25 protein-coding genes are annotated in these 24,317 nt (G+C 38.6%); 10 read left to right on the top strand and 15 right to left on the bottom strand.

The window, feature by feature from the left end; genetic code table 11:
• Positions 1–22: 22 nt before the first annotated feature.
• Entirely contained in the window at positions 23–541 is a 519-nt protein-coding gene (locus tag PQO03_RS02660) for an adenine phosphoribosyltransferase (protein ID WP_274150927.1), read from the bottom strand.
• A gap of 181 nt (positions 542–722) precedes the next feature.
• On the opposite strand from PQO03_RS02660, the gene PQO03_RS02655 reads away from it, so the two are divergent.
• Both PQO03_RS02655 and orn read left to right on the top strand, forming a co-directional pair.
• Entirely contained in the window at positions 723–1,700 is a 978-nt protein-coding gene (locus tag PQO03_RS02655) for a serine/threonine protein kinase (RefSeq protein WP_274150926.1), read from the top strand.
• Positions 1,697–2,251: an oligoribonuclease gene (gene orn, locus PQO03_RS02650; RefSeq protein WP_274150925.1), complete on the top strand. Its 555-nt coding sequence runs from the start codon at positions 1,697–1,699 to the stop codon at positions 2,249–2,251. Before PQO03_RS02655 ends, orn begins: the two co-directional genes overlap by 4 nt.
• Before the next feature lie 106 nt (positions 2,252–2,357).
• Here the strand turns inward: orn and PQO03_RS02645 are convergent, their stop codons facing one another.
• The 6 genes from PQO03_RS02645 to lepA all read right to left on the bottom strand — a co-directional run bounded on the left by PQO03_RS02645 (position 2,358) and on the right by lepA (position 10,346).
• Positions 2,358–3,464, bottom strand: a complete 1,107-nt coding sequence (locus tag PQO03_RS02645) for a prenyltransferase/squalene oxidase repeat-containing protein (protein WP_274150924.1) — start codon at positions 3,462–3,464, stop codon at positions 2,358–2,360.
• A gap of 115 nt (positions 3,465–3,579) precedes the next feature.
• Positions 3,580–4,689: an IMP cyclohydrolase gene (locus tag PQO03_RS02640; RefSeq protein ID WP_274150923.1), complete on the bottom strand. Its 1,110-nt coding sequence runs from the start codon at positions 4,687–4,689 to the stop codon at positions 3,580–3,582.
• Between the two features lie 2 nt (positions 4,690–4,691).
• A complete protein-coding gene (locus PQO03_RS02635; protein WP_274150922.1) occupies positions 4,692–6,623 on the bottom strand; it encodes a hypothetical protein in 1,932 nt (643 codons plus the stop codon).
• Between the two features lie 3 nt (positions 6,624–6,626).
• On the bottom strand, positions 6,627–7,079 hold the full coding sequence (locus PQO03_RS02630) for an arsenate reductase/protein-tyrosine-phosphatase family protein (protein ID WP_274150921.1): 453 nt from the start codon (positions 7,077–7,079) through the stop codon (positions 6,627–6,629).
• Positions 7,080–7,170: 91 nt separating this feature from the next.
• Positions 7,171–8,538 (bottom strand): S26 family signal peptidase, encoded by a 1,368-nt coding sequence (locus PQO03_RS02625; RefSeq protein WP_274150920.1) that lies wholly within the window; start codon positions 8,536–8,538, stop codon positions 7,171–7,173.
• A gap of 2 nt (positions 8,539–8,540) precedes the next feature.
• Positions 8,541–10,346 carry a translation elongation factor 4 gene (gene lepA, locus PQO03_RS02620; protein WP_274150919.1) on the bottom strand — a complete coding sequence of 602 codons (1,806 nt, stop codon included), beginning with the start codon at positions 10,344–10,346 and terminating at the stop codon, positions 8,541–8,543.
• Between the two features lie 244 nt (positions 10,347–10,590).
• Between lepA and PQO03_RS02615 the strand changes: the two genes are divergently transcribed.
• Positions 10,591–11,073 carry a hypothetical protein gene (locus PQO03_RS02615; protein ID WP_274150918.1) on the top strand — a complete coding sequence of 161 codons (483 nt, stop codon included), beginning with the start codon at positions 10,591–10,593 and terminating at the stop codon, positions 11,071–11,073.
• Positions 11,074–11,087: 14 nt separating this feature from the next.
• Here the strand turns inward: PQO03_RS02615 and PQO03_RS02610 are convergent, their stop codons facing one another.
• The 7 genes from PQO03_RS02610 to PQO03_RS02580 all read right to left on the bottom strand — a co-directional run bounded on the left by PQO03_RS02610 (position 11,088) and on the right by PQO03_RS02580 (position 18,522).
• Positions 11,088–11,621, bottom strand: coding sequence for a hypothetical protein (locus PQO03_RS02610; RefSeq protein ID WP_274150917.1), 534 nt, complete (start codon positions 11,619–11,621; stop codon positions 11,088–11,090).
• A gap of 2 nt (positions 11,622–11,623) precedes the next feature.
• Positions 11,624–13,903, bottom strand: a complete 2,280-nt coding sequence (locus PQO03_RS02605; protein WP_274150916.1) for an LPS-assembly protein LptD — start codon at positions 13,901–13,903, stop codon at positions 11,624–11,626.
• A gap of 105 nt (positions 13,904–14,008) precedes the next feature.
• Positions 14,009–15,211 carry a glycogen synthase gene (gene glgA, locus PQO03_RS02600; RefSeq protein WP_274150915.1) on the bottom strand — a complete coding sequence of 401 codons (1,203 nt, stop codon included), beginning with the start codon at positions 15,209–15,211 and terminating at the stop codon, positions 14,009–14,011.
• A 10-nt stretch (positions 15,212–15,221) separates the two neighbouring features.
• Positions 15,222–15,851: a regulatory protein RecX gene (locus PQO03_RS02595; protein ID WP_274150914.1), complete on the bottom strand. Its 630-nt coding sequence runs from the start codon at positions 15,849–15,851 to the stop codon at positions 15,222–15,224.
• Positions 15,844–16,698, bottom strand: a complete 855-nt coding sequence (gene panC / locus PQO03_RS02590; RefSeq protein WP_274150913.1) for a pantoate--beta-alanine ligase — start codon at positions 16,696–16,698, stop codon at positions 15,844–15,846. The genes PQO03_RS02595 and panC overlap by 8 nt, the downstream gene beginning before the upstream one ends.
• Complete coding sequence (gene panB / locus PQO03_RS02585; RefSeq protein WP_274150912.1) at positions 16,698–17,495, bottom strand: 3-methyl-2-oxobutanoate hydroxymethyltransferase; 798 nt, start codon at positions 17,493–17,495, stop codon at positions 16,698–16,700. The genes panC and panB overlap by 1 nt, the downstream gene beginning before the upstream one ends.
• Positions 17,496–18,105: 610 nt before the next feature.
• Positions 18,106–18,522 carry a hypothetical protein gene (locus tag PQO03_RS02580; RefSeq protein WP_274150911.1) on the bottom strand — a complete coding sequence of 139 codons (417 nt, stop codon included), beginning with the start codon at positions 18,520–18,522 and terminating at the stop codon, positions 18,106–18,108.
• Positions 18,523–19,097: 575 nt separating this feature from the next.
• On the opposite strand from PQO03_RS02580, the gene PQO03_RS02575 reads away from it, so the two are divergent.
• Positions 19,098–19,340 (top strand): hypothetical protein, encoded by a 243-nt coding sequence (locus PQO03_RS02575; protein WP_274150910.1) that lies wholly within the window; start codon positions 19,098–19,100, stop codon positions 19,338–19,340.
• Between the two features lie 469 nt (positions 19,341–19,809).
• On the opposite strand, the gene PQO03_RS02570 is transcribed toward PQO03_RS02575, so the two are convergent.
• Positions 19,810–21,126: an IS110 family transposase gene (locus PQO03_RS02570; protein ID WP_274150909.1), complete on the bottom strand. Its 1,317-nt coding sequence runs from the start codon at positions 21,124–21,126 to the stop codon at positions 19,810–19,812.
• 210 nt (positions 21,127–21,336) lie between these two features.
• Between PQO03_RS02570 and PQO03_RS02565 the strand changes: the two genes are divergently transcribed.
• From PQO03_RS02565 to PQO03_RS02540, 6 genes are all read left to right on the top strand, one after another.
• On the top strand, positions 21,337–21,717 hold the full coding sequence (locus PQO03_RS02565; RefSeq protein WP_274150908.1) for a hypothetical protein: 381 nt from the start codon (positions 21,337–21,339) through the stop codon (positions 21,715–21,717).
• A 107-nt stretch (positions 21,718–21,824) separates the two neighbouring features.
• Positions 21,825–22,082 carry a hypothetical protein gene (locus PQO03_RS02560; protein WP_274150907.1) on the top strand — a complete coding sequence of 86 codons (258 nt, stop codon included), beginning with the start codon at positions 21,825–21,827 and terminating at the stop codon, positions 22,080–22,082.
• Between the two features lie 69 nt (positions 22,083–22,151).
• Positions 22,152–22,661, top strand: a complete 510-nt coding sequence (locus tag PQO03_RS02555) for a zinc ribbon domain-containing protein (RefSeq protein WP_274150906.1) — start codon at positions 22,152–22,154, stop codon at positions 22,659–22,661.
• Between the two features lie 62 nt (positions 22,662–22,723).
• Positions 22,724–23,254 (top strand): DUF4240 domain-containing protein, encoded by a 531-nt coding sequence (locus PQO03_RS02550; RefSeq protein ID WP_274150905.1) that lies wholly within the window; start codon positions 22,724–22,726, stop codon positions 23,252–23,254.
• 171 nt (positions 23,255–23,425) lie between these two features.
• Positions 23,426–23,995 carry a hypothetical protein gene (locus tag PQO03_RS02545; RefSeq protein WP_274150904.1) on the top strand — a complete coding sequence of 190 codons (570 nt, stop codon included), beginning with the start codon at positions 23,426–23,428 and terminating at the stop codon, positions 23,993–23,995.
• 82 nt (positions 23,996–24,077) lie between these two features.
• The gene (locus tag PQO03_RS02540; RefSeq protein WP_274150903.1) at positions 24,078–24,314 is read left to right on the top strand and encodes a hypothetical protein; all 237 of its coding nucleotides are present in this window, start codon (positions 24,078–24,080) and stop codon (positions 24,312–24,314) included.
• Positions 24,315–24,317 lie beyond the last annotated feature (3 nt).

The following is a 24,317-nucleotide window of genomic DNA, read 5'->3' as shown; positions in this document are numbered from 1 at the left end:
ATTCCTATCAATATTATTATGATTAAAATTTAACTAAAGAATTAACTGAATCAGCGTTCAGTACCTGTCTGCCATTTAAAAATTCTAACTCCACAAAAAATAAGTACCCCGCTGTGTGGGCTCCCATTTTCTCAACTAAATCACTGGCCGCACGAGCCGTTCCACCCGTTGCCAAGACATCGTCAATCACTAAAATGCGATCACCCGCTTCAAAAGCATCTTTTTGGATTTCCAAAGTCGCACTTCCATACTCTAAATCGTAGGACTGCGAGACGACTTCACCAGGGAGCTTACCCGGTTTTCTTGCCATCACCATACCTATCTTGAGTTTTTGCGCCAAGGCACTCGCAAAAATAAAACCTCGAGAATCAATGCCAAGTAAAAAATCTATCGATTGATCCTCAATAATTTTCGCCATTGCATCAATAACTTCAGTGAATTTTTGTGGATTAGCTAATAAGGGGCTAATATCTTTAAATATGATTCCGGGACTTGGGAAATCTGGGATATCCCTCAAACAGGAGCTAAAGTCATCACTCATTCTTATTACCTAAATTTATGTTATATTTTATTCCTCAGCAACGACACCACACGAAATTGCAAAAAAACATCCATAATAATAGGAAAAAAACTGCTAATGTAAAGCTTTACTGGCTTGAAAATGATAGCCTCAGAGGCAGTTTTTAGAGGAATTATCATTTTTTTAACTTTGGAGGATAGAAATGTCGTTTTCCTGCGAACATTGTGGAAGGGTTTTTGAGTCGCGTCTAGCTTCAGAAGGTGGCATCGATTTCTGTTCTCATTGCCATAAACTTAACATTGCCATTCTTGACGAAGGACCTGAAATAATTTTTGGTGATTTCATCATTGATGAAGCCATTGGAGCTGGCGGCCACTCTATTGTCGTAAAGGCCAAACATAGCCCCTCAGGCATTGACTATGCTCTCAAGCTCTTTTTTACAAAATGTGAAGATGACAACAACATTTCAGAAGAATTCCTCCAAGAAGTCGAAACCGCATCCCAACTCGTCCATGAGAATATTGTACGTATCTATGAAGGTGGTGTCCATGAAAATATCATGTACATCGTCATGGAGCATGTCAACGGCCTCAACTTAGGTGAATACTTAGAGTTATATATTCAGATGGCACCCAAAGAAGCGGTAGCCGCCATGGTTCATGTCTGCAATGCTTTAGATTATGTTTGGTCCAACTTTCTGATGATCCACAGGGATGTAAAGCCTCATAATATCATCGTCACCAAAGAAGGTGCTGTTAAACTCTGTGATTTTGGCTTAACCTCAAATCATGAGATGGCCGTACAAGAAAGCCGTAATATCCTCGGCACCCCCTTTTACCTCTCACCTGAGATGATTCAGACCGACATCTACCAAGACAACCGCTCAGATATTTACTCCTTAGGCTGTACACTCTATCATTTGATCGTAGGTCTACCTCCGTTTAACTACGGCGGTTTACTCGAAGTAGTTAATGCTCGTATAGAAAACCCACCACCAGATCCCCGTGATGAATTTGCTGAATGCCCCGAAGCACTTGCCAAAATTATCATGACTATGATGGCCACAGATTCAGATGAACGCTATGCTACTGCCTATGAAGTTTCTGAAGACTTAATGAGATTTTTAAAAGACGAAACGCCACATTTAGTGGATCCTAACAGAGAAAGGGCTAATCAATGAAAAGCACTAACAATTTAGTATGGATGGATCTCGAAATGACCGGTCTAGATCCTACAAAAGATAAAATTATCGAAATCGCCACCCTGGTTACAGATAGTGAATTAAACATTATCGCACAGGGACCCTGCCTGATTATTCACCAAAGTGATGAAGTCATGGATAATATGAATGATTGGTGCATCAAACATCACGGCCAATCAGGACTGACACAAGCGGTAAAGGATTCAAAAGTAAGTCAAGAAGAAGCTTGTCAGCAAACTCGAGATTTCATTTTGGAGTATTGCGAAAAAGGACGAGCTCCTCTCTGTGGTAACTCAATCGGTCAGGACCGCATGTTTTTAACACACCACATGACGGATATTATTGATGTCCTGCACTATCGTGTCGTGGATGTTTCGAGTATGAAGGAACTCTTCAACCGTTGGTATGGACAAAAGAAATCCTATTTCACCAAGAAAACGACTCACCGTGCACTCGATGATATTTTGGAATCCATCGAAGAGCTCAAATTTTATCGTCAGAATTTTTTAGTCCCCAAAGAAGAACTCTAAGCTCAATTGACGCTTACTTTAGAAGAATCACTTAGAGGTCTAGGCATAAGACTCGCATAAAAAAAGCTCATCAAATGATGAGCTTTTTTTGTCGTTTTAAACTATTTTATTGATGAGCCATCGCATAATACATGCTCATTAAAGCATAAGCTGTTACAAGCTGACGGTTATTTTCTTGCCAGCGATTCTCTGTATTGACCCAACTACCCTCTTCTGCCTGCATAGAGAGCAATTTCCTGCACACATCTCTGCGCCAATGATGCTTTACACCATTCTCTCCATCCACTTCTTCTATTTGGGCTGCATGCAATGCTTTAGCGAAGGTATGAATATAATAAAAATGTCCCTGTAATTTCAAGCCTGGATTTTCATCCAAAGTATAATTTCTTTTTACCCACTCTAAAGCGGCCTTAATACGCGGGTCATCCTTATCTAATTTAGCATAAATCATAGATTTAATGCCTGCATAGGTCATGCCGCCGTAAGGTGCCTTATCCGCTTCATCAGCTTTTGAACGATCAGGTGAATAACGAAACCCACCGTAGTTTCTTTCTTTCCATTCAATATCTAACTTCTCATCATTCTCTTTAGATGACTGGCAACGTTCTACGAATTCTAAAGCTTTGGCCCAAGCCTCGCGAGTTGCTTTCACATCTTCAGGACTCACTCCGTCTTGATCTACGGATTCTGTTACATACAAAGCCTCTAGAGCATACTGAGTATTCGAGAGGTCTGACTTAGTCTTGTTTGAACCATAACCAATACCACCTGCTTCTACACCAGATTCAGGACCAAATTGACTCTTAACTAAGAAACGACGGCCCTTGCGAATAACATCAGCATACTTTTGACGGTCCACAATAAATAGCGCCATCAGGGTAACTGAAGTCGTGTAATTTGGGTAGGCATGCTCACTGCGATCGTGAATCGATCCATCTGGATTAATAAATTGATTTAAATACTTAGCCGCCTTATCCATTTGAGCCGAATACTGATCACGAGAAGGTGACATCGCTAAAGTCGTAAGTGATAAGGCTGTATATGCAGGCACTCCTCCATATAAACCCCAAGAGCCATTTTCATTTTGCTGAGATAGCAAAAAGTTTTCGCCTTTTTTCATTGAAGCTTGAACTTCAAATTTTAAAGAATTATCTATGCCCGATTGCGCCCAAACGCTGACAGATAATATTAAACTAATCAAGAAGTATTTCATAAGGTATTATCCATAATTATTTAATTTTCTTAGGATCTAAAGAAGTGTCACTTTTGTCACTTATACAATTTATACAAAAAAAACCCAGCCGAAGCTGGGTTTTTTAACAATAATTTTAGTGGTGTGAGAAAATTCTTTCAGGTGCATGAAACAATGCTACACCCAACTCATTAGCACGTTTGATTACATCTGCATCTTTCAAGGATCCTGAAGGAGCTATAACTGCAGTCACTCCAGCAGCTGCGGCCGTTTCAACACCATCCGAGAACGGAAAGAAGCCATCACTAGACATTACAGAACCTTGGATATCTTCATTTCCTTCATATTTAAGCTTAAATTTAGCAATAGCTTGCTCAATTGCGCCGACGCGATCTTGCTCACCAGTACCAACAGATACCGTTGTACCATTTTTCACTAAAACAACGCCATTTGAACGGACGCTAATATTGAAGTACCACGCCGCAAGTAAATCTTTCTTTTCTTGCTCAGTAGCTACGACTGTAGATTCTTGGAAACCACAAGCTTTGTTCTCGCCACTGGCCGCTTTGAGGTCTGCTACAGTTTTCAAAGACGTTGTCAATGGAGCTGCAACTACTACAGAACCATCAGCTAAAGTTTTTAAAGTATTATGACGCTCTTCTTCTTCACCTGAATAACGAGGTAAGTCACTCAAATCACCACATTGGAGAATGCGAATAGCTTTATTCATTTTTACATCGGGATTTGTGAACACAGCCATGGCTTCTGCACTTACTGCAGGAGCTACCACACACTCTACAAAGGAGCTCATGATTTCTTTTGCAGTTTGCTCATCAAGCTCAGTATTAAAGGCAATTGTACTACCAAATGCCGCTCTAGGATCTGCATCACGTGCTTGGATGTATGCATCAAAGACATTCTTCGCAGTGGCTGCGCCAGAAGGATTCACGTGTTTCATAACAGCACAGGTCGGCTCGTCAAAAAACTTAACAATATTTAAAGCATAAGAAATATCTTCTAAGTTTGTCTGCGAAAGCCCACTCTTACCATTCTTTAAGACCTTCATGTCCCCAACAGGACTCACAACACCTGCTGGCTTGTATAAGGCTGCAGTTTGGTGTGGATTTGTTCCATAACGTAAGTCATCGACTTTTGTGTAATCAGAACCACAGATTACTAATTCTTGTTCATAAGAACCCTCGTTACGATTGAGGTAAGCACTTCTTGACAAAGTCTTATCAGACATGATCATTTTTCCTTTTTTGATGTTTGTAAATATTTTTTGATATTAAGTGCAACTGGCAAAAGCACAAGTAATTCAGGGTTAGTTTCGCTAAAAACTATCGTCAATTTATTAATATATAGATTTCTCTTATGCGGGCTTATGCGTTCAGCAAATTCACGAAAATCCTGAACGGAAGATTGAATTAGCTGAGCTGAAAAATTTGCGCTAACAGCAATATACCAAGAGGCATTTGAATGTTTATGCAGCCATTCACTAGCTTTTACCTGGTCAAACTTTCCCCATTTTTTCAGCACCACAGAAACTAAACTATAATTCAGTAAGTAATGACTCTCTGCAAAAGACAAAAACTGAGGCACACTCTCGCCTTTTATCTTCCACGCCAAGAAGTTCAATACCTTGTAACGTAAACTTTCCGATTGAATGCCCCTAAACAAGAGCAAATCTTCTTGCTTCAATTTATGCTTAGGGTGCATGAGTAGTTTGGACGTATAAAGATCTTTGAAAGCTTGATCTTCAATTCCCTCTAAATAAGCCTCTGCATTATTCTTACTAATCTGAACCCTTATTATATCCGTAAGCATACGATCTAAGGTTGTAAGGTAATCATCGTAAACTTGTTTAGCCTCCACAAATGAAGAAGTAAGCAGACCATCAATCATAGGTTTTTGACTCAGTGATTGAGGGAATGAATTTACAAAATAACTAGCGAGTTGTAGGTTCTTTGTCATTCCTGATACAGTATCATCCTGACTGTAAAAAATTAACTCCCTTAATAAATTAAGTGCAGTGGGACTCTGTAACCACAAAAGTGTTTTTTGAGGACTTTTTTTAGCAAAACTTAACATTAAGGATTTTCGAAAGGAACCTAACTCGCGCAACTCTACTACACTCAATTCATGCATTAGTTGATCTGGACTCTGTTGCGAGATCTTCCGATAACAGAGGAGTCTGAATTCTTCTTTAGTCTTTTTTACACGAATTTTATCCAAGAACTCTTGGTATTTAGCATTTTTTTTGTTCGATAAAGAAACGGCAATCCAACCAAAACAAAGATCTTTTTTATAATTAGACATAGAGCGCACACCTGTCAAGATAATTTTCTCATGTCGAGAAAAAGCTACCGCCATTAAGTCTTTTAAATACGCGCCCCGTTCTTCTGGCTCCAAGTCATTAAAGATCCAGTCAAGAAAATATTTTGGTTTAGATTCACAATTTAAGACAAAAACGAACTCTAAAAGCTCTTGCTTATTGACTATTTTAGAAGCATCCATCCATTCATAAGCTTTCGTGAAATCTTGTTTTGCCCATGTTGCTAATGTCAACAAAACTAAGCTCTCGTATTCAGGCAATACCTTAAGGTCTTCCAAATAACTTGCAGCTTGCTCAGGTCGCTTTGGCACCCAAGACTCGTAAATCCCATTAAGGCTATAAGAACGCCAGCTCCTTTGCTTTAAACTTAAAGCAAGTTTTATTCCGTGGTAAGGAGAAATTTGTCCGCGACTAATTACGGCTCTCAATAAGCCATCTTCTACAAAAGCTTGATCTTGATTACTGATCAACCAATCACCACATTCCTGTGGGGATTCACGCATCCAAATGGCTAAAAATTCTGTGAACACAAGAACCTTGCGTTCATTTGACTCTAGGCTCAAGGCCCAAGCCAAAGTTCCCGTTGGATTTTCACGAACCCAAGACAGGAGGACTTGTTTAAAATTTGCGGTATTCGCAGCAATTTCAGTATCAGCTATTTCACCAATAGCCGGTGCCTTAAGCTCTACTCTTGAGCTGGGGTTCTTCAGAGATTGCGAAATATTTATTAGTTCTTTACTATCATATTTCGCCTTACTCCTGGCTCCGCGCCAACTAAGAACAGAAACATAAACCGCCATTGCTGCACACAAGGCGATTAAAGCACGGAGAGATAAACGGACCATCGTTTATCGTGATCTAATAATCCGATCGGCAAGTTCAGCTAAAGCTGGCATCATGTTTAGAAAACATTGCTGATACATTTCTTCATCTCCATCAAGTGGGTCTTCTACGCCTAACTTACTATCCAATACGGTTAGGAGCAGACGTGCTTTTTCTTTGGCTTCTGGAAAATCTTTGGTCAATTCATTTAATTGAGCCTTTTCCATACAAAAAACAGCTTCACAGTCACTAATCATCTCTTCCGTTACGCGACGTGAAATATGATTTTCAATCGACACTCCCAAGTTAGACATAAGTTTAACGGCTAACTTAGATGCTGGATCCCCTTCCACTGCCTGAGCTCCCGCTGAAACTGCGGCTACATCAGTAATTTTATTTTGGGCACATAAGTGATTGAAAAAAGCCGCCGCCATAGGGCTACGACATGAATTGGCATTGCAGACAAAAAGAATATTCATCATTTATCCTGTATCTTAAAAATTATTAAATATAAAAACTTAAAGTAATGCGAAAAACATTTTTCACCTCATTGATAAATGAGAAAATGCTTTATTTATCCGCCCAGCCCCAGCGTTTAGAAAATGGCCAAAAGACCGCACATGCGGTACCCATAAAGTTTTCTCTAGGTACTGTACCCCAAGAGCGGCTATCTAAACTATTGAAGCTATTGTCGCCTAGCATAAAGTATTGCCTCGCACCAAGTGTGAAGATATCGGCATCCTCCGTGAACTCCATTTTATAGCCATTACTAAACTCAGCTTTAATAAGGTAACGATTAAATCCATCTTCTTTGTAAAATAATGTGGCATCAGCAGTCGTAAGCTTCCAAATGTTCATTCCCATATTTTCTTCAGGCTTAATCTTGTTATTTAAAGCGATCATGTAGCGATAACGTTCCGACGCATCCAGGCGTTTATAACCATTATAACCATTTTCCTTGCTCATCACTTTGGCAAAACCACGATGGATTTGATCCATTTTTACAAATTCAGTTTGACCGCTCTCCCTAAGGTATAGGTCTCTATTCGAGTCTATTTTCAGTGTATCCCCAGGAGTACCTGCCAAGCGCTTGATATAAAACTGACCGCCAAGCTTACTGCCATCATACTGCCTGATACCCTTCGTTTCGAAAACGGCAATATCGCCTCTTTGCGGTTCCCGCAAATTGTAAACATAGCGATTCACAAAGAGGTTATCACCCGTTTCAACATAGCCCTGCATCTTTTCATCTGCCTCTGGAGTTTCAGTACTGGACCATTTTTGATAAGCCTCACCCAACTGCTTCATTTCCCCAGGGAATTCATTTTTCTCACTTTCACCTACGGTATAAAATGTACGAGTGAATAATTTCTGAATCAAAAAACTACGACCATCTTTTAACTGCTCAGTGGCACCAATAACAGGCACATCATTACTAAAGTAAGCGCGTCCAAAGTAGATTGGGTATAAATAATTTTCACGGAACTCTTTTATCTTCGAATCATCTTCTAAGTAGACATTGATTCCATGAAGGGTGGGACGCATTGAATTTGTCGGGATCTTAAACGGCTGAAGTATCACTGCGCGAAAAGCAAAGGCAATCGCTACAACTACAACAAAGCCCTCAATACGAGCACCCCAATCAGCATATTTCTTACGAGGTATCTTTTTGTGTACCGCATCGACTTTTTCTTCAATGGATGGCAAGTCAATAGCTTTATCCTTTAATGCTTTCTTAGTCTCATTCCTCAAAGCCAATAATTCGGCATTCAAGTCTTCGGGATAAAGATCTTCATTCATCCGCGTTTCATGCTTTAAAAAACGCAAAATCTCTTTGAGTTTACGATGACGTTTCACCTTGGCCGTTAAAGGAAAATGAGACCAAATAGCCCAGAAAATCGCTAGTACTAGAAGAACATGTAGGAAGGCGTCGCTCATTTTTACTCCGAAGTCGAGGCTTTAAGTACCTGAACAAAAGCTTCCTGCGGGATATTTACATTGCCAATCTGCTTCATACGCTTCTTACCCGCTTTCTGCTTCTCTAGCAATTTACGTTTACGTGATATATCACCACCATAACATTTTGCCGTAACATTCTTACGCATCGCACTAATTGTTTCACGAGCCACAATATTACCACCCACATAAGCCTGGATTGCTATCGTAAACATCTGACGTGGAACAACTGCTTTTAATCTCTCAGCAATTTTACGACCACGGGATTCAGCTGCATCACGGTGAACAATTGAAGCAAACGCATCAATCGGATCATCATTTACTTTCATTTCGAGTTTAACTAGAGGAGCTTGCTGGTAACCACTCGGTTTATAATTCATTGAACCATAACCCTTGGTCATCGACTTCAGACGATCATTAAAATCAATAACGATCTCATGAAGCGGTAAGCTTGCAGAAAGCATAACATGACGTTCGTCTACTGCAACCGTATTTTCACAAAGTCCACGTTTCTCCATAATGAGGCTCATCGCCGCACCAATATAATCATTGGGGATCATTATATTCGCTGAGATAACAGGCTCTTCAATATAATCAATTGCACTCGGATCTGGAAGATAAACGGGGTTATCCACTTGCACCATTTCGCCATCTTTTAGGTAGACATGATAAACAACTGATGGATAAGTTGAGATAATATCCATGTCGTAGTGACGGCGTAAACGCTCTTGAACAATCTCCATATGCAATAAACCTAAGAATCCACAACGAAAACCAAAGCCTAAAGCTGCCGACGACTCTGCTTGATACACAAATGAGGGGTCATTAAGCTGTAACTTACCCATGCTCAACCTCAAAGTCTCGAAGTCTGCACTATCAATCGGATAGACACCTGAGTAAACCATCGGAAGAACTTCAGCAAAACCAGGCAGAGCCTCTGTCACTGGATCCATTTTCGAGGTAATCGTATCACCAATTTTCGAATCTGCAGTATCCTTAATATTCGCAATTAAGTAACCAACCGAGCCCTCAGAAAGCACATCGAGCGCCTTCATTTTTGGAGTAAAGACACCCACTTCTTTAACTTCATATGATTTACCGGTCGAAAACATAGTGATCTGATCCTTAGCACGAACTTCACCAGAAAAAACACGTACGTAATTCACAACGCCACGATAAGAATCGTAACTTGAGTCAACAATCAAACTAGCTAGAGTTTTCTCTTCTACTTCTGGAGGGCAAGGGATACGATCAATAATAGCTTCAATAATTTCAGGAATTCCTTCACCTGATTTTGCAGAGCAATGCAAAGCTTCTTCAGCAGGTATTGCCAAAATCTCTTCGAGTTGCTCGTAACACATAGCAAGATCAGTCCCAGGTAAATCAATTTTATTCAATACAGGAACAATCGTCAAACCTTGTTTCATCGCCAAATCAATATTTGCTACTGTTTGTGCTTGAACACCTTGAGTCGCATCAATAATCAATACCGCACCTTCACAAGCCGCTAAAGAACGACTCACTTCATAGGCAAAATCAACATGACCAGGTGTATCGATCAAATTCAGTTCATAAATCTCATCATTATTCGCTTTGTAAGACATTGTGACGGGGTGAGCTTTAATCGTGATACCACGCTCACGTTCCAAGTCCATATTATCTAAAAGTTGCTCTTCCATGTCCCGATCACTTACCGTATTTGTCATTTGCAAAAGGCGGTCAGCTAAAGTTGATTTACCATGATCAATATGAGCAATAATACTAAAATTACGGATTTTTTTTCTTTCCATATCTACATCTCTAAATTTTTTTGTTTTGTGTGCGACATAGGCATTTAATCATTAACGCACACTCTAATCTAAATTAATCCTTTGAGAATAATCGTTTTAACCACCAATTCAACACTAACGTAGATCAAACTCAATGAACATAAAATCAAAAAAAGCATTGGTGCTCAAATTAGATATAATGACTTTTGAGCAAAACTCATTATATTGCGCCAGTTTTATAATTAATTATTAAGGAAGTACCCCCATGGACCCCGAAGATGCGCTCATAGAAAAAATACAAAACAACCTCAGCAAGAATGGCTTCCCCGAAAAAGTAGTTTCCTTCCCCCTAAGCAAGATCCAAGCAATCGTAGAGAAGGATGAACTCGAGCTCGACATGATTTTATCCAGACTCTCCATGGCTGGTATCTACTCACAAGAACAAGATGATAAACTCGTTTTTGCCGCTACACCAGATGACTTTAGCAACCAAGCTGATTCTTCGGAATCACCATCCGCTGGAGATGGCTTAGGCGATTTACTCAATGGACTTGGCGACCTACCCTTCAATTTTGATCCTGCATCTTTTGCAGGTAAATCTAAAGACGACATTATGAGCATGGGTAAAGATATGATGGATAAGATGTCCGAGACAGACAAAGGCGAATTATTTAAAAAGTTCATGTCCATGCCTGCTGAACAGAAAGAAAAACTCATGGGCAAGGCAAAAGACTTTAAACTTTTTTAGTCTTTCTTGGAAACTTAGTGGTCGTCTAAAGAACGCCTACTAAGCTCTACCCACATAGCTGCTTCATCATCAAGTTGATTTTTCTTACGTGCTTCTATCCAACTATCTAACGTTGTGTGTGAACCATTATCTAAATAATCGTTGAGTAAGTCTTCCCAGTCTTCCCGAGGATACCAGTGCGAAGACATGATATCGTGCTCCATCAAAGCCTGCAGCTCTTTTGGAATAGCGTCAATCTTATCTTTATCTATATAGTCACATGATTGAAGCAAGGAAATAACTTGTCCACGATCAATATGCTTTAAATCTGAATACTGAGGCTTCATCGGGATTTCCTCTGAAATCTCAGGGAAGCAAGGAGAAGACTCCAACTCGGCTAAAACATCATCAAACTGCAGAACATCTAGACTCGTCCGCTTAGCCACTTCTTGCTTTAATAAGCTCTCAAGCACATCAGCTAAATCTTCAGAGTCACCCAACAAAGGTAAAATCTTCTTGATCAGCTCCTGAGATATGGGAACATGAAGATCTTTTTTTCTAGGCCTCAAACCTAGCCACCTTCGCCTCGTCCATAACCGATATTAGTTGCAGAATAAGCATTGAGGTAAAAGTAAACCATGACTTTGTATTCATCATTAGATTCCTCAAAACGAACCGCGGCAGTCCACGCATGCAAACGACGCTGTAGTTCTACCATATAACGAACAATCTCTGCTTCCTCCAAATCATAAGTCGTTTTAAACGATAAGAAGTTATCATACCATAAGCGGTAACGTAAACCTGCAGTCAAAGCATGCTTTTCTGTATAAGAGCGTGAAAATGAGGACGCATAAACAGAGTTATATATTGATGATGCATTCGAATACATATTGGTGCTTTCAAATTCATTTCTATATAAATAGTTCAGTGTATACTGGAGTTTATCTGGATCGCCCACAGCGGCGGTCAATGAATAGATATTTAAATCATTCTCATTTAAGTCTAAAATAACATCTGATTCAAACGACAGATTACTACGAGGATCAAAGGTGATATTTGTCCCTAAGTCACCTACCCCTTCACGAGAGTCTTCCTCATCACTAGGAAGATGAAAATCCACCCAAGTATTAAGTGTCACTAAATTATGTACTTGGCCATCCCTTCTTGTCTGAAGTCTATTTTTCACACCAGTGCGTACCCAATGCTGCTCCGCTATTCTATCCGTTTCATCAAAGTAGTATAAATGCTCTTTATCTTCAGAGACATAAGGAATGTAATTATGGTTCATATAGGGCTCAATCACATGACGAAGTCCATTAACATTCATCCACTCATTCTGAACATCTAGATTTGTTTTATAAGCCTTAAAACTCAGTTCGTACCCAAGCTCCGCTACTAATCGAAGCTGTGATCCACCCTCATCATCATAATTATTCGAACTAGACTTGGGACTATTGTATGGGTCATTCGCACCTATTAAGCCACTTAAATCTCCATCACTGACCTCACCCTTACTTGAATCGGAGTAATGCGTTAATCGCAAGGCTGCACGAGGGGTGAAATTCAGCCAGTTATCAATTTTGGCATTATAGTGAATGGCGTGCAAACTATCGAAACGTGATGATTCATAGTCCTCTAAATCAGAATCATCATCAAAATTACGCCATTTCGCTTTATAAGAACCCAATTTATTTTCATTGGTATAAAAGAATTTACTATTGTTTAATCGGTAACTAGGAAGATCATAACGGAGCTCGGGGAGGCGTTCAACACTTGACTCAAAGTCATTCAAGCGAGCATTAGCACCCAGTGACAAAGAATAATTATCACTTAAATATTCTAGATCCATATAATTTAATGACGAATTAAATGTTTTATCATAAGAACTTCCTGCATCATTAAATTCATCCTTATATTCATGATCAGAAACTAAATCCAAGTTCAAGCGCCAGGTAAGCTTATCCATCACGTCCCAACGATGAAAAACATCCACATTGTAACGCTCTTCTGGCTCATTAAATCTTTCAAATTCATCTTCATCCACTTCCACCTCAGACATGTAGTAAAATAAAGATTTAAACTCGTGATTAGGCCCCTTACTATCTATCGTCGTACCATAAGCAACACCATGCCTGTTACGATAATCCACCATCGGAGTGACGGTTACATTCGGAGTGACTTTGATTTTACGACTCACAAGTAAAAATGCCCCCCAATCAGAACTATAACCAGGAACAACTTTAAACTGACCATCACTACCATCTAAATGGCTGGTAAGGTAAGGAAGGTAAAAAATGGGTACATCGGCAACATAAGTTTTTATTCCATGTGCATCATAAGAACCATCTTCATTGTATACAACTTTATCCGCCTTCCAATAATAATGCGCGTCATGGCCTAAATGCTCCAGGTCACATGTGGTGAATTTAACGTTGTAGCCAGTAATTGTCTTATCTTCTTTACTCTCAATCTTATCGCCTAAGAGATACCAAGGACCTGTTTTTCCATGATATTCACCGATATCAATAACACGAGTCTTTACATTACCTGTAACTAAGTCAGTCTTAATCTCTTCCCCTGCTTCTAGCCCCGTGGCAACAACATTGCCTCGAGCTTCAAAATCAAAGGTCTGAGTATTGACTTCTGCATAATCACAAGTGATCAAGCCTCGTCCAGTGCTAATACGCACATTATCTCTGAGAATAAAAAGCTTGGAACCCTGCTTAAATTCCGACGAGTCCGCATTAATTTGCGAACCTTTTATATTAAAAAGTCCTTGAGCATCTAATTCACTCAAAGGTAGTAAAATTATGCTTAAGCTAACAGTGAGCCAGCTAAAAAATTGTTTCATGACACAGTCCCTATGTTCTAGTAGATTCCAAGATACTCTCAAAGCCCTCACTGTCTAACTAAGAGAGTCGCTTTCCTTCTTACTAGAAGGAGATTTATGGAATTCTTATAGTAAAGCTCTATAAGCTTCAACAGTTTTTTCCGCAATAGAAGTCCAACTAAAGTCGTCCACAGCACGTTTTCTACCCGCTTGAGCCATGCGATCACGCAAATCTGGATCAGCAATTAAGCGATTAACTTCCTCTGCCAAGTCATCCGAAAAGTTCTGTGGATTCACCGGCTCATACGGAGCTACATCAAGCTGATGTACGGGGACTAAGAAACCTGTTTCGTGATGAACAACAACTTCTTTGATACCACCGACTGCGCTCGCAACTACGGCCGTCTCGCAAGACATTGCCTCTAAATTAATAATACCAAAGGGTTCGTAAATAGAAGGACAACAAAAAATATCGGCATGTGAATAAAGTTTAATAATTGATTGTTTATCAAGCATTTCAGAAATCCAAACAACCCCTTCTCTATGCTCACACACTCGATCAACAGCTTCTTTCATTTCTTGCTCAATTTCCGGTGTATCAGGTGCACCTGCAGCCAGAATAATCTGAGCAGATGGATCGATTTTCGGAATAGAATTAACCAAATGGACAATCCCTTTTTGACGTGTGATTCTTCCTACAAATAGCACAATAGGACGATCAGGATCAATGCCGTACGAACGCATCAGCTCTGGATCGAGTGTCTTCGTATATTCCTCAGTATCAATACCATTATAAATAATTTGCACATTCTCATCTTTTACATCAAAATGCTTCATCACATCATCTTTCGTATCTTTAGATACCGCGATCACTAAATCTGCAGATTCAATAGCCATTTTTTCTACCCAAGAAGAAACATCATAGCCACGACCAAGCTGTTCCGCTTTCCAAGGTCTTAAGGGCTCTAAACTATGAGTAGTAACAACTAGCTTCGAACCATAAAGTTTTTGACAAAGGAGGCCAGCAAAATGTGTATACCAAGTATGACAATGGACTACCTCTGCATCACTCGGAGCCATCGCAAAAGACTGGCAATGATTTAATGTATTAAAAAGTCCTTTGAATTTAGCTTCGCCATCTTCAGGAAAATTAAACTCTGGCGAATGCCCTTTGACGCTAATATTATCACCTTCGACTTCTTGTTCGCCAAAGCAGCGAACCTCTGTAGGAATGAGCTTGGCTAATTCACGACTTAAATACTCAATATGAACACCCGCGCCGCCATAAACATTAGGTGGAAACTCATTTGTTAATAAAAGACTTTTCATCTGTACTTCCCTATAATAATTTCGCAATAACTTTCGAAATATCGCCTGAGCCCCATCCGCGCCCAGCTAAATAACGATAAAGTTTTTGTCGTTTTTTAAATTGATCTACTTCTCGATGCAAAGATTTTAACTTCTTTTGCGCCAAACGCAATAGTTCTTCACTCGTGTCTAGTTCAGATGACGTGAATTCTTGAATGATTTCTTGCACTAAAGCCGACTCCAAGCCTCGCAAACGCATTTTCTGACTCACCATTCGCGGTCCAAAACCCTTCTTTGAGAGTTCTTTACAATAGAGCTCGGCAAATCGCTTATCATCCAAATAACCATAAGACGTCATTTCTTCGAGAACTTTGTCAATCAAGACAAAGGAGAACAGCTGTTTATTACGTAATTTTCTTCGTAGCTCACCACGGCTATGTAAACGTCGAAATAATAAATCTGAAGCTTTCTTTCTACAGTCACTAAGTAATTTTTCATCAAAGAAACTCTGATAGATTTCATTGGGGATTTCTGCTCCCAAATCGAGATAATGAGATTTGAACTGAAATGGATCTAAAACAAACTTTTCTTTATTATCTAAGGTCAATTCTAAGCGACCATCCTCAAGAAATCTTCGTTTAAGTACTTTTCTATTAGCCAAGAGTGATGCCTACATTATCAATCAGTCTTGCTGGACCAAAAGAAGCTGCCACAAGAATGCGAATTTCTCCAGAATCAGGAAGGATAGCAAGCTCCTCTAAACTTTCAGCATGAAGAATCTCTATATAATCGAGCTTGCCTTGACCGCCTTCTATAATTTCTTTCATCTGAGCTTTCAGCTTTTTTAATAAGACCTGATTATCTTCGTCGATTTTTTCACATGCATATTTCAGGGAAGATGATAGACTCAACGCACCTTGGCGCTGCTCAGTATTGAGGTAACGATTTCTTGACGACATTGCCAAACCATCTTTTTCTCGAATTAACGGAGCACCAATAATTGTCACCGGAAAATTTAAATCACGCACCATGCGACGTATAACGGCTAATTGCTGAAAGTCTTTTTCTCCAAAAATAGCATAATCGGGTAGCACGGCTAAAAAAAGTTTTGTTACTATGGTAGTCACTCCACGAAAGTGCCCTGGCCTCTTAGCTCCACACAAACCTAAGCCAACTTGAGCTTCATCTACCCAAGTCGAACTATCTTTAGGGTACATTTCTGCTGCAGAGGGAGTAAAAACTGCACTTGCACCTTCCAAATCACACAGACGCATATCTTCTTTTAGAGGCTGAGGATAAGCATCTAAATCCTCTCCTTCACCAAACTGAGTGGGGTTAACAAAAATCGTTACAATGACTTTTTGCGCATGCTTTTTCGCCACGCGAATTAAAGAGAGGTGACCCTCATGCAGAGCGCCCATAGTAGGAACAACTGCAACTTTGTCTCCAGAAAAATGCCATTGCTTGGAAAGCTCCTGCATTTGTGCAATCGTCTTAATCTGCTGCATTAATACCAATTCTCTTGTGTAGGAAAGCGATCTGACTTAACATCATCTTTGTACTGAGTAAAAGCACCATTTATTTGCTCGGCTAAATCTAAATACTTTTTAGCATGACGGGGAATAAAATCAGGATTTAAACCTAAAATATCGTGCATAACTTGAACTTCACCATCACAGCCTAAGCCTGAACCTATTCCTATAATCGGAATATCTAGTGCAGTCACAATTCTCTTTGCTGCATCACTCTTGACACACTCCATAACAATCGCAAAGGCCCCCGCTGCTTGTAAAGCTAAGCCATCTTTGAGTAATTGTTGCTCGTCTTCTTCAGTGCGTCCACGAACTTTATAGCCACCCTTAACCAAAACTGCCTGTGGTAAAAGACCTATATGGCCCATCACAGGAATTCCGCCTTGAACCATTTTCTTAACTAAATCGGCGACTTCTTCTCCACCCTCGATTTTCACAGCACTCACGAGGCTTTCTTGCATAAAACGACTGGCATTCTTAAGCGCTTCATGTGATGATCCATGATAAGACATAAAAGGCATATCAGCTACTACTAAAGCCTTCTCCGAACCCCGAACAACTGCTGCACTATGGCGCAAACAATCATCTATACTTACCGGGATAGTCGTATCGTGACCCAAAACAGTCATACCTAAAGAATCCCCTACAAGCAAGAGGTCTACAGCTGCTCGATCCGCCAATAATGCTGAGGTGGAATCATAAGCAGTAACACAAGCAATCTTTTCACCTTTCTTATAAAGCTTCCAGATATCGCTAACGGTATTTCTCATCATTCATTTTTCCAAATTTTTTTACGGCCATAGGCTAATTCTAAAGCATCATTTTTCAAGTTAAGTTGATTAGCATCTCACATCAATAATTTAAATTAAAGCAAACTTGCACAATGCTCAAAACCTTTATCCCCCCAGCTTCTACAAAACCCTACTTCGGTCATCTCACTCTAGATCACTACTCCCCATTATTTATAATTACGGATTTACTAATAAGTCGCCCTATTTAAACCGATTAAACAAACTTTCCCCTGCTCCATTTCACATCGCGCTGCAAGAGTTCGTCGATTACGCTTCTCTCAATTTTTTTAAAATCGCTTAATTCAGTTAGTACTCTAGTTACTAACTTGAGCCTATAAGAATCTACCTTAAACACCTGTGCATTCGTCATTCGATTCATTCCCCCATTAAACTGACGCAGAAAGAAAATAATAGTTCTCTTAATTCGATTGCCTCTATTATTATGCTTAAGTATATCTGACCATGATGTATTCTTGTGGAAGTTTAACCATCGTGGCTCGAACCGCATTCATTTCTATATATTGCATAAGCGAATCAGAGATTTTGTATCTTTGAGTAAAATTGATTTGAAAGTGTGGTTAAAGAGTTGTCCTCACCTAAGCTTTTCATCCTGACAATTATACCAGCGTGTAAAACGCTTTTTTAAATTCCCCAGAAAGTCACTTAAATCATTGAGCCCAGTCCTAAATTTGCGCACTTCGCAAGTTCTCGCATCCAAAGTATATTTTCGCCCACGATATTCTTGTTCATGTAGAGCCTCCTCTTTTAAACTCAAGTTATCCAAGGAATCTCGATTACAGTAGATAATAAAGTGTGCATTGGTACTCATTATCGTGTAATACAAACATTTAAGTTCATAGACCCTTTCTATGTAAAAAATGATCTCTTTCAGCCGCTTCTTGTGGGTGGAATTAAAAGCATAAGCACGATTGCCAAAAGTATTATCTGGCACCTTGATGATCACATTATAAAAACATAAATCACTTTCTAAATCTAAATAACGTTTCATAATTGCTTCCTTTCCTTACTTCTCTCAATACGAAATACACTATTATTTATAAGCTTCTAATAAAAAGAACCATACAAAAAAAATCAGTTTATGGGACAGTAAAATCTACTTAAACATGCCTCTAAGGTCTACTATTATTAAATCATCACAGCTATTTCAGTAATTAGTGAACTAAAATTAATCACCTCCTCTCACCTTGCTCTTGCCGATATAATTAAAGCACATCTATTAAGCTAGGAAATGAACTTATCTATCGGGAGGCGGATTTAAAAACACACCCTAATTATACTCGACGAGTAACTGATCACCATCAGTTCTCATGCGGAGCCTGCCATTTCAAAATCAATTACACCATCCAAACACTCAAAAAATCACAACACCAAATAAGCAAGCACATTCCCGCCCTAGGCATATAATGTGAATGTTAGTCAATAAGCAAAAAATGAAAATAATATTTACAATAACTCTAATCATGTGCCTCATTTCATGTGGAAAATATAATCATAACGATGTGAATCTGAAAATAACAAAATTAGATTTTGAAACTGCAGAAAGATATCCTGAAGTACATTTGAATGATGAAGGAAAAAAAATTATTAATTGAGTTCATCAATAATTATACACGATTAAAACAAAATGAAAGAGGTCATGTAATGCCTCTTTACCGTATAGATGTTTATTCAAAAGATGGTGAATTCAAAGAAAAAGTAAATGTCTTTAAATGGAGAGATGAGAAAACACGACATATCACTCCAGAAGATGAAAAATTAATAGACGAAATAATGAAAAAACAAAAGACTAACCATGAGCTATCTTAAGACTACTTTTGCCAAGCGAGTTGCTAAAAAAGAATCGTTTTTCTTAGTAAATGAGGCAGAGTAGATTTTGCTTTTGTCTTTAAAAAAAAACCTTAGTTTTTAGCAGTTCGGACAAATTCTAAATGTCCCGAAGGGCAAGAACCTAACAGTCTATTTCTTCTATGATATTTGAATTATCGCATGAGATATACTTCGATTTTAGAGGGATTAAAACAAGATTTCAGAAAGTCCTTTTCACTGACGAGTCTACCCATTAGGATGTGTCGATTCTCGACCATCGGTCATACTTTTCAGAACATGTAAAAAAGGCCTACACCAAGTGACAGGAATTGTGCAGTGGTGATCATTTCTCAAATAGAGAATGATAATCTCATGGTGGTCATCTTGATGTAGGTAAACTGATAAATTGTAAGAGTCCTATTTAGTTTAGTTGCGCGGTGTTTGCGGTTTAATATATTTGTTTAAGGTTTTAGATAACGGCTTCGAGAGCTATTGGCGAGTTCAACTTTTCATACTTCCCTCGATCGATAAAGAGGCGCCTCGGGTCAAAGCTTTGATTACTTCGATATATGCCAAAAAATGACTTCAGAAATTTCTTCATAAAAATGCACATTAACAATTTACCTGGCTTATCTTTCTCTGTTTTGATACGGTGATAATCTGGACCATAAAGATGTTTTTTTCTTACTAAAGATAAGGTCACTAATGATAGCACCTTTCGTGCTAAGGAACGCCCGCGTTTACTTAAGCGTACCTTGCCCTGATAATCACCGCTTTGACGCTCTCGCAGATTGAGTCCTAGATATTTATTTAGCTGATCAAGATTACTGAAATCACTGAGCGGACCTGTTTCAGCCAAGAGTCTTGCTATATGAAACTCGGAAATGAAGTTTTTACGTGCTTGAGGGATACGGGGATCTTCTTGTCGGATCTCACTTAATATCTCACTCATCTCATCTTTTAAACTCGCTTTACGCTGCTTTCCACGTAAGTAGTTCTCGTAGTGATCTCCTAAAATTGATTCCAAAGTACTTGAAGCGTCCGAGCAATGACCTTTGACGCTCAGTTCAGCATCACGATAGATTTGTTTGAGGGTTGATGACCACACACCTTTGCAGTGAGTTCTCATACGCTTTGCAAAATATGAGTAATTATGGCTAACTATTTTCCAGGGATTAAGGCCGTAGCATTTATAGAGTGCCTCACCTGTTCGAGAGTACAGTATAGATTTTTTACTCGACCAATCGGGCCAGAGCTGCTTCAGGGTACTATGAACTTGATTTCGGCTAGACACATAAGCTTTATCAATATCTTCGTAATGACTATTGAGAATTCGTAAACGCGTATATTCAGCAGAATATGTCCGATGAATCAGTACCTTATTACGCTCGGCTAAGCTATTGATAACTTCTGCGTCAACTAGATCATTTTTATTAGTTCCATTAAACTCAATAACTTTGGAGTTCTTTACGGCTTCGCCACTGACATAGGCAGTAAGACAGTTCAAGTGCTTGGCCATCGCTAAGAGATTAATCGAATATGGGCCCGTAGGTTCACACACAATTCTTAGATTCAAGAATCCTTTAGTTTGAGCTACTGATAAATATTTCTTAAGTGATTTTTCTATCTCATCACTTCGATTTTTTATTTGCTCACGATAGACTTCACGCTTATTGATTTGTAATGCACATTCAAAATGGACATCTAATTTTCGACTAGAGACGTCTACACCGATGTTTAGGATATGGTTGGCATTGACTTCTACGATTTTTTCTGTTACTTTCATACTAACCTCACTTAGATTTGTTCTCTTACAGGTTAGGAAAGGAGATGCTTTCGACGGACACTCCTTTCCATTTTTTTTTCATCCTGGGGAGGAAATATATGGCTCAAGCTTATCTTACTGAAATTTTAAAGTTCTCTAATAGTATGTGCAGTGAAGATTCTCGCTTAGGCTCAAATCTCACTAATCTCGGTCGTTAGAGTAGCATAAATAATGAAAGAAGAAAAAAAACATATTGGATCAAAAGCATTTCAAAAAACTATATTTATCGTTTTTATCCTCGGCACTATTGGCTTGATATGGGCGGCTCTATTTAGTCCTTCTGCAAAACAAAGAAACAACCTCGTAATTGCAGAAAAATTTAATAAAGAGTCTTTATCCCCTTTGATAAAAAAACACCAAAAATCTCACGATATCCACACAGGTATTTATACAGGGAAAGGTGGTTGTCTTGCTGTGACAGGATGGACAGAAACTAAAAAAGATTTAAATGATCTTAAAAAAATCATTGAAGACATAAATCCACCTCTACCTATCCGGTGGACAGTTAAAGTATATGAAATAGAATTTAAACAATTAGAAAATGAAGAATGAATATAAACTCTAACCATGAGCGGCAGTGAAGGTTCTCGCTTAGGCTCAAATCTCGGTCGTTAGTTGCTAACAAAATAAACAGATAGGAATGGAGGGAATCGAAAAAAATGAAAGACAAAATAATCTACTGGTTCACTATCATATTTATGGGAACACTCTTAGGAATTGGAGCCGGAATCTATAACCTTTATGACCCAGAAAATCAATACGGAAGACGAATATTATCTCGAGATTGGGACACCATAAAACTCTATTTCAATTTTGGTTTTTGGTCTGTATTCATAGGAAGTATTTTATTAGGATTTAAATTCTATAGTCAATTTACCGATTATCTGAAAATTGAAAATAAAAAAAACGAACCATGAGCTGCGGTGAAAATTCTCGCCAATGCTCAAATTCCACTAATCTCGGTTGCTATAAGAAAGGAATAAAAAATGAATAACTCATGTCCACATTGTGGATCTCAGATAAACGATGGTTTCAACTACTGTCCTGCCTGTACACGAATTGTGCAGAACTATCAAAATTGTGAAAAATGTATTGAACCATACTCTGATAGTGCCGAAAATTGTCCGCACTGTCAACATAAAACGCCTTCTCAGCAACAACAATTAGCGACTACTTTAGATCTAGAAGTTCAAGCCACTCGAGTTGGTGCATTATTTACAGGAGGAAGTATTACGGCTCTATTTTTTCCTCCTATCATCAAAGTATCTAATGGCAGAATTAATGTAACCAAATGGAGTTTTTTGGGTTTACGTACACATCATCAGGAAATACAGGTTACCCGAGTTGCATCGGTTAGATATACAAAAGGAATTATTTGGGGAGGTTTGTTAGTCGAAACCTTTGGTGGTGCCGCCGAAGATCTTTCAGAAAAAGGTTTACGACAAGAAGATGCCAAATTAATGGCAGAACAACTAAAATCTTGTCTGAAAGATTAACTTATGATCGGCAGTGAATATTTTTACTCATCTTGGTCCTTATCTTAAAAAAGAAAAACTATATGAAGCTAAATGAATTTTGGCAAATCATCGATAATGCTCACAATGAATCGAATGGTTCCATGGATAAAAAATGTAGGATTTTGAAAAATAAATTATCGACTTTATCACATGAACAACTAATTGCATTTTCTTCACATTTTGATACAATGAACCACAATTCATATACATGGCCTCTATGGGGAGCTGCATATCTGTTAAATGGCGGTTGCTCTGATGATTCTTTTACAGATTTTCGCACCACTCTGATATCTATGGGGAAAAACACATACAGCCGTGCACTTCATGATCCCAATACTTTATCTGAAGTGAAATTTGATCAAAATGATCCTTGTTATGAGGGTTATGAATATGCAGTCAATGATGTGCTACAAGAACAATTAGGTGATATACCAAAAAGTACATCACCATTTCCTATTGAACCCAAAGGTGAAGAATGGGATGAAGATGAGCTAGAAATACTCTTCCCTACACTAAAATGTATTGAAGATCAAATCATATCCCAAATTAAACCATGGTGGAAATTCTGGTGAACTATAAGCAGGAGTTACAAATAAATTCTTCGCTTCGATCAAAACTCTAATCTCCGCTATTTTTCAAAAAATAAAAAGGTGAATAACACATCAATACCTGACCATGAACTGCAGTGAAATTATCGCAGATCAAAGCTCACTAAGCTCGGTCATCAGGTAAAAAAGGAACATATGAGAACTGAAATCAAAAAAATCATCATTGGAAGTACTCTGTTTATTTTAGGGGCAATTATAGTTCCAATGGCAATAGTTTTACCTCTCATGCTTCGAGAGTCAAACAACGATCAATTTAGGGCTCCAGGAACAACTCAGGTGAATATAGACAAGCCTGGAAGGTATTACCTGTGGAATGATCACATCACAGTTTTTGAGGGCAAGAGTTATAATCGTTCAGAGCACATTCCTGATAACATGGAATTCGTTTTTCAAAATAAAGGAACTAATGAGAAACTTGAATTCATCAGCGATACTTCAATATCTTCAAGTAGTGGGAGCAGTTCAAAAAATAGTATCGGTTATATTGAAGTCCAGAATCCAGGAGACATAGATATTAATATTTCAGGTGACATTAAAGAAAGAGTTTTCTCTTTTTCTCAATCTGACATATTACTAATGATCGGACTTATATTTGGAGGCTGCGCTCTTTCAATGATCCTTGGATTCACAGGATTTGGGATTGCCGTTTGGGGTGTTGTTCAGTTAATACAATCTAATAAAAAACCAATTCAAAATAAAGACTAGTTATATCAGCAGTTCAACACAACTAAACCCGGTCGCTAGATGAAAAAATTAAATCATGAAGAAGAACTCACAAACAAACAAGATGAATAAACTACTTATCAAAGCCATTCTCCATGGCATCGGATTAGCCTTGGCTCTGTATACTATCATGATGTTTCTTGCGTCAGGCTTTGCAACAGACCAAACTCAATTAGATTTCATGCAAATAGGTATCAGTGCTACATGTGTTGTGTTAGCTATATTTGTATACCCAAAAATGTTTTATAAAAAACTTAAAGCTAAACAGACTTTAAGCGATAATCAAAAAACTAACCCATGAGTT

This window comes from Lentisphaera profundi, assembly GCF_028728065.1.
In the GTDB taxonomy this organism is placed as follows: Bacteria; Verrucomicrobiota; Lentisphaeria; order Lentisphaerales; family Lentisphaeraceae; genus Lentisphaera; species Lentisphaera profundi.
Note: the sequence above shows the minus strand (reverse complement) of the source record. Positions and strands in the feature narration are given on the sequence as shown.

Bases quoted from the DNA above. Each gene is read 5' to 3' on its own strand.
- panB (WP_274150912.1), bottom strand. From the start codon at position 17,495: ATGATGAGAAATACCGTTAGCGATATCTGGAAGCTTTATAAGAAAGGT.
- lepA (WP_274150919.1), bottom strand. From the start codon at position 10,346: ATGGAAAGAAAAAAAATCCGTAATTTTAGTATTATTGCTCATATTGAT.
- PQO03_RS02660 (WP_274150927.1), bottom strand. From the start codon at position 541: ATGAGTGATGACTTTAGCTCCTGTTTGAGGGATATCCCAGATTTCCCA.
- PQO03_RS02640 (WP_274150923.1), bottom strand. From the start codon at position 4,689: ATGTCTGATAAGACTTTGTCAAGAAGTGCTTACCTCAATCGTAACGAG.
- PQO03_RS02645 (WP_274150924.1), bottom strand. From the start codon at position 3,464: ATGAAATACTTCTTGATTAGTTTAATATTATCTGTCAGCGTTTGGGCG.
- PQO03_RS02630 (WP_274150921.1), bottom strand. From the start codon at position 7,079: ATGAATATTCTTTTTGTCTGCAATGCCAATTCATGTCGTAGCCCTATG.
- PQO03_RS02575 (WP_274150910.1), top strand. From the start codon at position 19,098: ATGATGAAGGAAAAAAAATTATTAATTGAGTTCATCAATAATTATACA.
- PQO03_RS02570 (WP_274150909.1), bottom strand. From the start codon at position 21,126: ATGAAAGTAACAGAAAAAATCGTAGAAGTCAATGCCAACCATATCCTA.
- PQO03_RS02540 (WP_274150903.1), top strand. From the start codon at position 24,078: ATGAATAAACTACTTATCAAAGCCATTCTCCATGGCATCGGATTAGCC.
- orn (WP_274150925.1), top strand. From the start codon at position 1,697: ATGAAAAGCACTAACAATTTAGTATGGATGGATCTCGAAATGACCGGT.
- PQO03_RS02625 (WP_274150920.1), bottom strand. From the start codon at position 8,538: ATGAGCGACGCCTTCCTACATGTTCTTCTAGTACTAGCGATTTTCTGG.
- PQO03_RS02550 (WP_274150905.1), top strand. From the start codon at position 22,724: ATGAAGCTAAATGAATTTTGGCAAATCATCGATAATGCTCACAATGAA.
- PQO03_RS02615 (WP_274150918.1), top strand. From the start codon at position 10,591: ATGGACCCCGAAGATGCGCTCATAGAAAAAATACAAAACAACCTCAGC.
- PQO03_RS02580 (WP_274150911.1), bottom strand. From the start codon at position 18,522: ATGAAACGTTATTTAGATTTAGAAAGTGATTTATGTTTTTATAATGTG.
- PQO03_RS02545 (WP_274150904.1), top strand. From the start codon at position 23,426: ATGAGAACTGAAATCAAAAAAATCATCATTGGAAGTACTCTGTTTATT.
- PQO03_RS02565 (WP_274150908.1), top strand. From the start codon at position 21,337: ATGAAAGAAGAAAAAAAACATATTGGATCAAAAGCATTTCAAAAAACT.
- PQO03_RS02605 (WP_274150916.1), bottom strand. From the start codon at position 13,903: ATGAAACAATTTTTTAGCTGGCTCACTGTTAGCTTAAGCATAATTTTA.
- PQO03_RS02555 (WP_274150906.1), top strand. From the start codon at position 22,152: ATGAATAACTCATGTCCACATTGTGGATCTCAGATAAACGATGGTTTC.
- PQO03_RS02635 (WP_274150922.1), bottom strand. From the start codon at position 6,623: ATGGTCCGTTTATCTCTCCGTGCTTTAATCGCCTTGTGTGCAGCAATG.
- panC (WP_274150913.1), bottom strand. From the start codon at position 16,698: ATGCAGCAGATTAAGACGATTGCACAAATGCAGGAGCTTTCCAAGCAA.
- glgA (WP_274150915.1), bottom strand. From the start codon at position 15,211: ATGAAAAGTCTTTTATTAACAAATGAGTTTCCACCTAATGTTTATGGC.
- PQO03_RS02655 (WP_274150926.1), top strand. From the start codon at position 723: ATGTCGTTTTCCTGCGAACATTGTGGAAGGGTTTTTGAGTCGCGTCTA.
- PQO03_RS02560 (WP_274150907.1), top strand. From the start codon at position 21,825: ATGAAAGACAAAATAATCTACTGGTTCACTATCATATTTATGGGAACA.